Here is a 10,803-nt window from a genome sequence, read left to right as displayed (position 1 = left end):
CGGCCCTCCTCGTCGACCGCCGCCGCGAACGGAGCGATCTTCGCCTCCGCCAGCGCACGGACCGACTCCCGGAGCATCTCGTGCTCCTCCGGCAGGCGATACAGATCGAAGTCCTTGGCCATGGTCTGGGGCTCCCCTAACAATGCTTGTGGCATGTGTGGCACTGAGTACCCTCAGCAAAACACACTCAGTGCCACGATGCTAGTGGCTAGGGTGCCCGGGAGGAGCGTCCGTCAGGTCCGCGGGCGGGTCGTCAGGACGATCGCGGCGGCCAGGAGGACCACGTTCTTCACCACGAACTCGCCGACCAGCGTCAGCAGCACCGGGTTGGCGTGCTCGAAGGCGACGTGCGGGGTGAGGAGCAGCACCGCGAAGGTGCCGAGGAGGTGGCCGCCGAGGACCGGGAGCAGGGCGGCCTGGGCGCGACCGGTGAGGAGCCACACGCCGAGGGTGACCTCCGCCCAGCCGAGGGCCGGGACGAACCAGCCGCCGGTCTCGAACGGGATCACGTCGACGACCAGCCGCGCGGCCGGGCTCAGCCCGATCACCTTCAGGACGCCGAACCACACGAAGACGCCGCCGAGCCCGCCCCGGAGCAGCACGAGGCCGTAGTGGTGCAGCCGGGGCGCCAGCCGGTCGAAGAGTCCGTCCTGCCGCGGCGCGGCGGGGCGGGGTGTCGTACGCGTCGGCCTGAGCTGCGAGGAAACGGTCATGCGCGGCCACTCCAAACGGATCGGTGCGGGATCGGTGAGGTCCTGGCGGACGTCGTGCTGGACGAGGGATGCGATCACCGGTCCGGCGGCCGGCGGCCCACGGCCCGCGCCCGGGAACCGGGGGCGGCCGGGGTGGCCGGGATGACCGGGCGGACCCGAGGCTCGGGTCGGCGGTGCGCGAGGGGTGTCCCGCGGGACGGCGGTGCCGCACCGCGGGGCGCGCCGGTCGCGGCCCCGCCCGACGGCGCGGGCGACGGCGTGAGGGCCGCGGGTGTCACGGACGCCGAGGGCCTGACGGGCCCCGGGCGCCACGGGCGGTACGGGATTCCGGGTGGGCGGGTGTGCGCGGTCCGGCCCCCGAGGACGTGCCGCCGCCCCGGGAACCGGGACCGGGCGGACACCGCGCCCGGGAACCGGAGAACCGTGCGCCGCCTCCGGAGCCGAGTGCCGCGTCGGCGTGGCACGGCGTACCCGGCCGCCGGGGGACCGGCAGTGCCTGGCGTCGTCTCACGCTAGCCACTCGGCGGGCCCGCGGCACGCGCCCATCGCTTCCTTGCATGCCTCCGATGGAAGAAGCCGATAGGCCGTTGCCCCGTGCGATCGGATCTCGCCAGCCTGAGGGCAGTTCGAGCCCGTGTCTGATCCGCTCCCGCCACGCACCGCACGCGAAGGAACCCAGGGATGTCTCAGCGACCCTCCATAGCCCGCACCACCCCGGCGCCGCTCACCCGGCGCCGGGTCCTCACCGCCTCCGCCGCCGCGGCCGGCGCCTTCGCGCTCGCCGCCGGCGGCACGGCGCACGCCGCCGCGCCCGCCACCCGCTTCGAGGCGGAGACCCGCACCGGCCGCCGGGCGCCCGGGGCCGTCGCCGAGCCCAGCGTCGTGGTGCGCTGGAACCAGGCCACCATGGACGCGATCCTCGGCCGCTACCAGGCCACCGGCAACCGCTTCGGCCCCGCCACCGTCAACGCCCGCATCCTCGCGATCGTCCACAACTGCATCTACGACGCCTGGTCCTGTTACGACAGGGTCGCCTCCGGCACCCGCTTCGGCGGCTCGCTGCGCCGGCCCCGCGCCGAGCGCACCCTCGACAACAAGAACGAGGCCGTCAGCTACGCCGCGCACCTCGCCCTGCTGGAGTTCTTCCCGGAGTACAAGGTCGCCGTCGACTCGATGCTGCGCAGCCTCGGTTACGACCCCGGGCTCACCGCACCCCGCCGCAACAGCCCCGCCTGGATCGGCCGCCGTACCGCCCAGGCCGTCCTCGACCACCGGCACGGTGACGGCGCGAACCAGCTCGGCACCCCGCCGTACGCCGACACCACCGGCTACCAGCCGAAGAACCCGCCGCAGACCGCCGGCGCCTACGACCCGTCGACCGTCGTCGCGCCCGAGCACTGGACCCCGCTGATCGTCGGCGGCAAGCTGCAGAAGTACCTCACGCCGCAGTTCGCCGTCATGGAGCCGTTCGCGCTCAGCAGTCCCGACCAGTTCACGGTCCCGGCCCCGCCCGCGTACCCCTCCGTGCGGATGACCGCCGCGATCGAGGAAGTCCTCGACATCAGCGCGAACCTGACGGACGAGCAGAAGTGCACAGCCGAGTTCTGGCTCAACGACGACGTCACGCCGCCCGGCGCCCAGCAGATGTGGGGCCGCTTCGTCTCCGCCCGCGACGGCCACGGCGTCGACGAGGACGCCAAGCTGTTCTTCGGCCTCAACATGGCCGAGTGCGACGCCGCCATCGGTTCCTGGGCGGTCAAGCTGCGGTACGACTTCGCCCGCCCGTCCACCCTCGTCCCGTACGACCGCCGCGGCCGGCGGATCAGCGCCTGGGGCGGACCGGGCCTCGGCACCGTCACCATGGACGGCGTCGACTGGCAGGCGTACGTGGCGGTTCCGCCGTTCCCCGCCACCGTCTCCGGGCACAGCACCTTCTCCGGCGCCGCCGCCGAGTTCCTGCGTCGCTTCACCGGCACCGACGCCTTCGGCGACTCCTTCCGCTTCAAGGCCGGCGCCTCCACCGTCGAGCCCGGCCTCACACCGCGCACCGACGTCGTCCTGACCTGGCCCACCTTCAGCGAGGCCGCCCGGCAGGCCGGCATCTCCCGCGTGTACGGCGGCATGCACTGGAGCTTCGACAACGAGCCCGGCATCGAGATGGGCCACCAGATCGGCAGGGTCGTCCACCGCCAGGCCATGTGCTACTTCAACGGCGCCCACTGAGGAGCGAACCCGTGAGCAACCAGACCCCGACCCAGACGCCGGGACCCGGCACGTCGCCGGGCTCGGCACCGGCCGGCGCGCCGGGTGCGGCGGCCCCGGCAGCCCCGCCGAAGGGCGGCAGCGGAGCACCCCCGTTCCCCGGGACGAAGCCCGCCCTCCTCGGCACCCTCGCCACCGTCGTCTCCCTCGTCGTCCTCGTGGCGCTCGGCGAGGCCACCGGCCAGCTGCTGATGATCGCCCCGCTCGCCGCCACCGCGATGATCATCTGCTCCACCCCGGCGCTGCCGCCCGCACAGCCGCGCGGTGTGGTCCTCGGCCAGCTCGGCTCCGGCGCCCTCGGCCTGCTGGCCGCGGCCTTCTTCGGCCACTCCCTGTGGGTCGCCGCCGTCGCCGCCGGACTCAGCGTCGGACTCATGCTGCTGCTGCGCGCCGTGCACGCCCCGGCCGCCGCCACCGCCGTCCTCGCCGTGCTCCAGGACCCGAAGCCGGTCGGCTTCCTCGTCCTGCTCGCCGTGGGCAGCGTCCTGCTCGTCCTGCTCGGCCTGATCGCCTCCAAGGCCGGCGTGATCGCCAAGTACCCGACCTACTGGAGGTGAACGCGATGACCGCGAAGAACCGTGACGGCCTGCTCGTCAGCGCCGAAGCGATACAGGAACACCTGCGCAACCCCGTCGCCGGGCTCGTCCTCGTCGAGATCACCGACGGCGGCAACGACGGCGGCGGCCGCCCAGGCCGCATCCCCGGCGCCGTACGCCTCGACTGGACCGGCGACCTCCAGGACCCGGTACGGCGCGACCTCGTCGGCCCGGAGGCCTTCGCGGCGCTGCTCGGCCGGCACGGCATCGCCGCGGACGACACCGTCGTCTTCTCCAGCGGCAACAACAACTGGTGGGCGGCCGCGGCCTACTGGCAGTTCCGCCTGTACGGGCACCGGGAACTGCGCCTCCTCGACGGCGGGCGCGCCCGCTGGGAGGCCATCGGCGGACAGCTGACCACCGAGGCCCCGACCAGAGCCCCGAGCCACTACCCCGTGCCGGCGGGCGCCGACGAGACGATCCGGGCCCGGCGCGAGGACATGCTCGACCACATCGGGCGCCGGACCCTCCTGGACGTCCGCTCCCTGGAGGAGTACCTCGGCCACACCAACACCCCGCCCGGCGTCCCCGACGACATCGGCGTGCGCTGCGGACACGCGCTGTCCGCCGAACACATCCCCTGGCACACCGCCGTCGCCGCGGACGGCACCTTCCGCGGAGAGGACGAGCTGCGGGCCGCGTACGGCGGTCTGCGCGCCGACGTCCCGACGGTCGTCTACTGCCGGGTCGGCTGGCGCTCCGCGCACAGCTGGTTCGTCCTGCACGAGCTGCTCGGCATGACGGACGTCCGCAACTACGACGGCGCGTGGCGGGAGTTCGGCTCCCTCATCGGCGCGCCGATCGTCAAGGGCCCGCAGCAGTGGGGGCCCGATCCCATCCCGTCCGTCGTGCCCCAGCGCACCGCCGCATCGGAGGTCACCGCCCGTGCCTGACGTCACCGTCTACCGCGACGTGCTGCGCGACGGCTTCGCCCAGACCGACCTGCCCTGGGTCCCGTGGACCGAACCCGGCCGCGAGGGCGTCGAGTACGTGGTCCTCTGGGGCCCCGGCCACGCCGGCGAGGAGGACTCCGCGAGCCTGCTCCTGCGCTTCCCGCCGGGCGCGCACGGCGACTTCCACGAGCACCTCGGGCACGAGCTGATGCTGGTCCTCGACGGCACGCTCGACCACAGCGACGGGCGCCGCTTCGAGCGCGGCGACCTCGTGATCGAGGAGCCGGGCACCCGCCACCAGATGTCCAGCGCGACCGGCTGCACCGTCCTGGCCGTCCGCGCCCGCCCGGCCTCCCCGCGCACCCCGCGGACCGGGGAGATCACGACGGGCGTGGGCGCGGGCGTGGGCGCTTGAGCCTTGGGCACTGAGGCCCGGGCGCTTGAGCCTTGGGCACTGACGCCCGGGCACTGACCCGGGCGCCTGAGACCCGGGCGTCTGAGATGCGCCTGAGACCGGGCACTCGGGCCCGGGCGAGGGTGCCGTCACCCGTACGACCGGTCCTGCTCGCACCGCCCGTACCGACGGCACCCCCGTACCGACGGCACCACCCGAACCACCACTGCGGCCCGGACGGACAGCGGTGCGGGGATCCCCGTACCCCGCACCGCTGTCGGCGTACCCGCCGTCGTCCTCACGTCCTCCGCCTCCGCCCTCCGCCTCCGCCCTCCGCCTTCCGCGGGACAGGCGTCGTGAGGCTCGGTGTCCGCTCGTCGAAGCCACGGGCCCCAGGCCCGTACCGACCCGTGCACCGCCCGGCCGATCCGCTCCCGGCCGGGCCCCGCCCCTTCCTCCCCATCCGCATCCGCATCCGCACCGTCACTGGAGACACGCCATGCAAAGTCTGCACAGTCCCGAGCCGTCCCGTCGGGTGCTGCTCACCACCGGCTCGTCGGACGCGCACACCTGGAACCTGGTGCACCTTCAGCTGTTCCTGGAGGAGCACGGGCACTCGGTGCTCAACCTGGGGCCGTGCGTGCCCGAGCGGCTGCTCGTGGACACCGCGCGGATGACCAGCCCCGACCTGGTCGTCCTGTCGTCCGTCAACGGACACGGACACCAGGACGGCCTGCGCGCCGCGCGGGCCCTGCGGGACGACGAGGAGACGCGCCGTATCCCGATGGTGATCGGCGGGCTGCTCGGCATCTCGCCGGAGGGGGCGGAGGAGCGCACCGCCGAACTGCTCGCGGCCGGGTACGACGCCGTCTACGCGGACGGTACGGAGCCGACCGCGCTGCTGCGGCACCTCGGCGGGCTCGACGAGCGCGAGCCGAGAGGCGCGTGTACCGGGCGGGCCGCGGCGTGACCCTCTCCGGACAGTCCCCGCACCCGCACCCCGATCTCGGTGCCTTCGTCCAGGAGGCGGCCGCGGCCGGCGAGCTCGTGGTCCAGCCGCGGATGGGCATGGTCTCCCCGGACGAGATGGCCGCCGGCGTCGCCGCCGTCGCCGCGCTCCCCGAGCGGACCGTCGCGACCCTCACCATCGACAGCTACACCCGCGTCGGCGACCACGCCGCCGCCACCGCCGCCCTGCGCACCGGCCGGCCCCTCAACGGCTTCCCGATCGTCAGCCACGGACCCAGGACCGCCGCCCGCACGGCCGCGGCCGCCGGGCGCCGCACGCCGGTCCAGGTCCGGCACGGGTCCGCCGACCCGATGGCCATCTTCCGCACCATGACCGCCGCCGGACTCTCCGCCAGCGAGGGCGGCCCCGTCTCGTACTGCCTGCCCTACGGCCGCACCCCGCTCGCCGAGTCCGTCGCCGCCTGGCGGGACTCGGTGCGGTTCCTCGCCGAGGAGAGCCGCGCGGCGGGCCGCCGCGCCCACCTGGAGTCCTTCGGCGGCTGCCTGCTCGGGCAGCTGTGCCCGCCGTCGATGCTGGTCGCCGTGTCCCTCCTGGAGTGCCTGTTCTTCGTACGGAACGGCGCCACCAGCGTCTCCCTGTCCTACGCCCAGCAGACCCACGCCGCCCAGGACGCGGGCGCGCTCGCCGCGCTGCGGCTGCTCGCCGACGAGCTGCTGCCGCCGGCCGTGGACCGGCACGTCGTGCTCTACACGTACATGGGCGTCTATCCGCGCACCGTGCCCGGCGCCCGCCTGCTGCTGCGCCGCAGCGCCGAACTCGCCGTACGCGGCGGGGCGCAGCGGCTGATCGTGAAGACGGAGACGGAGGCCCACCGCATCCCGACGGTCGCGGAGAACCTGACCGCCCTGTCGGTCGCCGCCGACGCGGCCCGCGCCGCCCGTGCCAGGCCGCGGCCCGCGGGCGCGCACTCCGGGAGCGACACGGAGGAGATCCTGGCCGAGGCCAGGGCCCTGGTGGACGCGGTCCTCGGGCTCTCGGACGACCTGGGCGCCGCCCTCCTGAAGGCCTTCGACCGCGGCCTGCTCGACGTGCCGTTCTGCCTCCACCCGGACAACCGGGGCGAGGCCCGTTCCGCGGTCGCCCCGGACGGCCGGCTCCAGTGGACCGACCTGGGTGCGCTGCCGCTGCTCACCACCAGCCGGAGGACCTCACCGATGACCTCGCGTCAGCTCGCCGGCATGCTCGGCCGGGTCTCCCGCGAGCACGACCTGGCGGCGGAGACCGCGCCGCCGCCGGAGCCGGCCCCGCCGGCCACCCCGCGCTGCCTCGCCGACCCGGTCGCCGAACCCCTGCGGATCGCGATCGTCGGCATGGGCCCGCGCGGGCTCTCCGTCCTGGAGCGGCTCGCGGCCCGCTGCGCCGAGCGGCCGCCGGCGCGCCGCGTCGAGGTGTTCGCCGTCGATCCGTACGAGGCGGGGGCCGGGCGGATCTGGCGTACGGACCAGTCGCCGTGGTTCCTGATGAACACACCGGCGCAGGAGGTCACCATGTTCTCCGGACCGGCGGACGACGGCCCGCACCGGCCGGGTGCCGGACCGTCGCTCGGCGAGTGGTGGGTGGAGCACGACCCGGCGCGCGCCGAGCCCCAGGGCTACGCGCCCCGCGCGGTCTACGGCCGCTATCTCACCTATGTGATGCGGCGGATCGAGGAGACGCTGCCGCCGTGCCTCACCGTGCACCGGGTCCCCGCGCGGGTGATCTGCGCGGACCGCGGCGCGCCCGGGTCCGGTGAGCCGTACCGGCTGCGCCTTGACCGCGGTGACGTGCTCGCCGTGGACCGGCTGGTGCTCGCCACCGGCCACCCGGTGAACGAGCCCGACCGGGAGCAGCGGGAGTGGCGGCGCTTCGCCCGCGACCACACGACCCCGGCCAGGCCGCTCCGGTACATCGCGGGCGGCTCGGCGAACGAGATGCCGCTCGCGGACATACCGGCCGGCGCGAGCGTCGGCGTCATCGGCATGGGCCTCACCTTCTACGACGTGCTGGCCGAGCTGACGCTCGGCCGCGGCGGCGCCTTCACGCAGGGCGGCGACGGGCTGCTCTACCTGCCGAGCGGGAAGGAGCCGAGGATCCTCACCGGCTCGCGCGCCGGGGTGCCGCTGCTGACCCGGGGCGTCAACCAGAAGCGGCCCGAACACCGCTACCGCCCCGTCCTGTTCACGCCCGGGCGGATGGCCCGGCTGCGCGCCGAGCACGCCCCGCTCGACTTCGAGCGGTCGGTGCTGCCCTGGCTGCTGGCCGAGGTGAACCTGGTGCTGCTCGCCACCCGCATCCGTCGGGCCCACGGCCCGGACGCGGCGAGGGAGTTCGGCGAGCGGGCCGCGGAGGCGCTGGCCCCGGTCCCCGAGTCCGGCCCGGCCTCCGAGCCCGGTCCGGCCGCGGACGCGCTCCGCGCGGGCGACGTGCTCCAGGGGCTCGCCGCCGGATACCGGATCGACCCGCGGCCGCTGACCGGGCTCGACGCCCTGGCCCGGCCGTTCCACGGGCGGCGGTTCGGCTCGCCCGCCGAGTTCCACAAGGTGCTCACCGAATGGCTGCGCGCCGATCTCGGCGACGCGCGCCTCGGGAACGCGGACGGGCCGATGAAGGCGGCGGCGGACGTGCTGAGGGACGTCCGGCAGACCATCCGCGACGTGGTGGACTTCGGCGGCCTCACGCCCGCGTCGCACCGCTGGTTCCTCGCCGAGTTCGGCCCGGTGGCGGCCATGGTGTCGACGGGCCCGCCGCAGCTGCGCTCCGAGCAGTTCCTCGCGCTGCTCGCCGCCGGGGTGCTCGAACCGGTCGGCCCGGGCGTCCGGTTCGGCACCGACCCGGAAGCGGGCCGGTTCACGGTCGAGTCGGCGCAGGTGGAGAACTCCTGGGCGGCGCTGGACGTCCTGGTGGACGCGCGGCTGCCGACGACGGACCTCACCGCGGACCGCGACCCGCTGATCCGCGGACTGCTCTCGGACGGCGTGGTGCGCCCCTTCGTCAACACGGCCGGAAGCACCGGCCGGGCGGGCGAGTTCAGGACCGGCGGCGTCGACTGCACGGCCTCGCCGTTCCACCCGGTCGGCGCGGACGGGACGCCGGACCCGGCGGTCCACGTGATCGGCATCCCGAGCGAGCACACCCGCTGGTTCACCCAGGTGGGCAGCGGCCGGCCGGGCCGCTGGGGCTCGTTCACGCGGGACGCCGACGCCATCGCCGAGGCCCTGGCGGGGGCGGCCGGATGACGGCGCCCGCCAGGCGGCGGCCCGAGGGCCGCGAGGAGTACCGCAGGACCGCCGCGCACGAGGAGTACCGGGCCGCCCGGGACCTGCTGCTGCGGCTGCGCGGCGACCGGGAGGCGGCCACGGCCGCGTTCCGGTGGCCGCGGGCCCGGCACTTCAACTGGGCCCTGGAATGGTTCGACGTGGTCGCCGAGGGCAATCCGCGGACCGCCCTGGAGATCCTGGGCACGCCCGCCGCGGACGGCTCGGTGCCCGTCGTCGACCGGGTCGGGTTCGCCGAACTCGCGGCCCGGTCGGACGAGTTGGCGGTGACGCTCGCGGAGGCCGGCGTGGCGCGGGGCGACCGGGTGCTCGTCCTGCTCGGCACCCGCGCGGAGCTGTGGGAAACCCTGCTCGGCTGCATCAAGCTCGGCGCGGTCGTGGTGCCCGGCTACCAGGACCTCACCCGGGACGAGGCCGCCGACCGGATCGCCCGCGGAGGCATCCGGCACGTCGTCTGCGCGCCCGAACTCGTGCCGATGACAGGCGGACTGCCGGTGCCGGGCATCCGGACGGCGCCCGGCGCCGCGGGCCTGCCCGGCTGGCTCCCGTACCCCGACACCCGCGACCCGGACCGGCGGCGCCCCTTCGTGCCGGACGGGCCGACGGCCGCCGCCGACCCGTCCTTCTGCTACTTCACCTCCGGCACCACCTCGCTGCCGAAGCTGGTCGAGCACTCCCACGCGGGGTACGCCGTCGGCCATCTGTCCAGCCTGTACTGGAGCGGGCTGAGGCCGGGCGACCGGCACCTCAACCTGTCCGCGCCGGGCTGGGCGAAGCACTCCTGGTCGAGCTTCTTCGTGCCGTGGACGGCCGGCGCCACGGTCGTCGCGCCGCCCGACGGCGGACTGCCGCCGGCCGCGCTGCCCGGCGTGCTCGCCGCCCAGCGGATCAGCAGTCTGTGCGCGCCGCCGAGCGCGTGGCGGGCGATGCTGCCGTACGTGACGGAAGGCCGGGGCGCGCCCCGGCTGCGCGAGGCGACGGCGGCGGGCGAGCCGCTCACCGCCGAGGTCACGGACCGCATCGAGGCGGCCTGGGGCGTACGGGTCAGGGACGGCTACGGGCAGACGGAGGCGACGGCCCTGATCGGCCGGGCCCCGGACACGCCCGCACCGCTGTCCCCGCTGGGCCATCCGCTGCCGGGCTACCGGATCGTGCTGCGCGACCCGGAGACCGGACGGCCGGGCGAATCGGGCGAGGTGTGCGTCGACCTGACGGACCGTCCGCCCGGCCTGATGCGCGGCTACGCCGACCGCCCCGACCGCACGGCGGAGGCCTTCGCGGACGGCCTGTACCGGACGGGCGACCGGGGCGAGCGCTGCCCGGACGGCTCGATCCGGCTGCTCGGCCGGATGGACGAGGTCTTCAAGTCGTACGGGCACCGCGTCTCGCCGATGGAGATCGAGGCGGTCCTGCGCACCCACCCGGCGGTCGCCGACGCCGCCGTGATCCCGTGCCCGGACGAACGCGGCGGACTCGCCCCGTACGCCGTCGTGGAGACCCGAGGAGACGTCGAACCGGGCGCCCTGGAAGCCGAGTTGACGGACCTCGCGGCCCGTAGCCTGGCCCCGGTGTTCGTCCCGAAGGGCGTCTCCGTGGTGACCGCCCTGCCCCGCACCCGCTCGGGCAAGGTCCGCCGGGGCGAGCTGCGGCCCCCCATGTGA

9 protein-coding genes are annotated in these 10,803 nt (G+C 75.2%); 7 read left to right on the top strand and 2 right to left on the bottom strand.

All coding sequences use genetic code 11. The features are described 5' to 3' along the window. On the bottom strand, positions 1-122 hold a 122-nt coding region (locus ACFVGS_RS30105), incomplete at its 3' end, for an acyl-CoA dehydrogenase family protein (protein WP_385694825.1). Positions 123-233: 111 nt separating this feature from the next. Next, complete coding sequence (locus ACFVGS_RS30100; RefSeq protein ID WP_384410383.1) at positions 234-713, bottom strand: hypothetical protein; 480 nt, start codon at positions 711-713, stop codon at positions 234-236. A 681-nt stretch (positions 714-1,394) separates the two neighbouring features. Here ACFVGS_RS30100 and ACFVGS_RS30095 point away from each other — a divergent pair. The 7 genes from ACFVGS_RS30095 to ACFVGS_RS30065 all read left to right on the top strand — a co-directional run bounded on the left by ACFVGS_RS30095 (position 1,395) and on the right by ACFVGS_RS30065 (position 10,803). Next, complete coding sequence (locus tag ACFVGS_RS30095; RefSeq protein WP_384410386.1) at positions 1,395-2,936, top strand: vanadium-dependent haloperoxidase; 1,542 nt, start codon at positions 1,395-1,397, stop codon at positions 2,934-2,936. An 11-nt stretch (positions 2,937-2,947) separates the two neighbouring features. After that, positions 2,948-3,532, top strand: coding sequence for an HPP family protein (locus ACFVGS_RS30090; protein ID WP_385694820.1), 585 nt, complete (start codon positions 2,948-2,950; stop codon positions 3,530-3,532). 5 nt (positions 3,533-3,537) lie between these two features. Continuing rightward, positions 3,538-4,464, top strand: a complete 927-nt coding sequence (locus ACFVGS_RS30085; RefSeq protein WP_385694818.1) for a sulfurtransferase — start codon at positions 3,538-3,540, stop codon at positions 4,462-4,464. Continuing rightward, on the top strand, positions 4,457-4,879 hold the full coding sequence (locus ACFVGS_RS30080) for a cupin domain-containing protein (RefSeq protein ID WP_384410395.1): 423 nt from the start codon (positions 4,457-4,459) through the stop codon (positions 4,877-4,879). Before ACFVGS_RS30085 ends, ACFVGS_RS30080 begins: the two co-directional genes overlap by 8 nt. A 478-nt stretch (positions 4,880-5,357) precedes the next feature. Continuing rightward, positions 5,358-5,828, top strand: a complete 471-nt coding sequence (locus ACFVGS_RS30075; RefSeq protein ID WP_384410398.1) for a cobalamin B12-binding domain-containing protein — start codon at positions 5,358-5,360, stop codon at positions 5,826-5,828. Next, positions 5,825-9,103, top strand: coding sequence for an FAD/NAD(P)-binding protein (locus ACFVGS_RS30070; RefSeq protein WP_384410400.1), 3,279 nt, complete (start codon positions 5,825-5,827; stop codon positions 9,101-9,103). The genes ACFVGS_RS30075 and ACFVGS_RS30070 overlap by 4 nt, the downstream gene beginning before the upstream one ends. Then, complete coding sequence (locus tag ACFVGS_RS30065) at positions 9,100-10,803, top strand: acyl-CoA synthetase (protein ID WP_384410403.1); 1,704 nt, start codon at positions 9,100-9,102, stop codon at positions 10,801-10,803. The genes ACFVGS_RS30070 and ACFVGS_RS30065 overlap by 4 nt, the downstream gene beginning before the upstream one ends.

Source organism: Streptomyces sp. NPDC127114, assembly GCF_042677525.1.
In the GTDB taxonomy this organism is placed as follows: Bacteria; Actinomycetota; Actinomycetes; order Streptomycetales; family Streptomycetaceae; genus Streptomyces.
The sequence above is the reverse complement of the archived record's forward strand: the minus strand, read 5'-3'. Positions and strand labels throughout refer to the sequence as shown.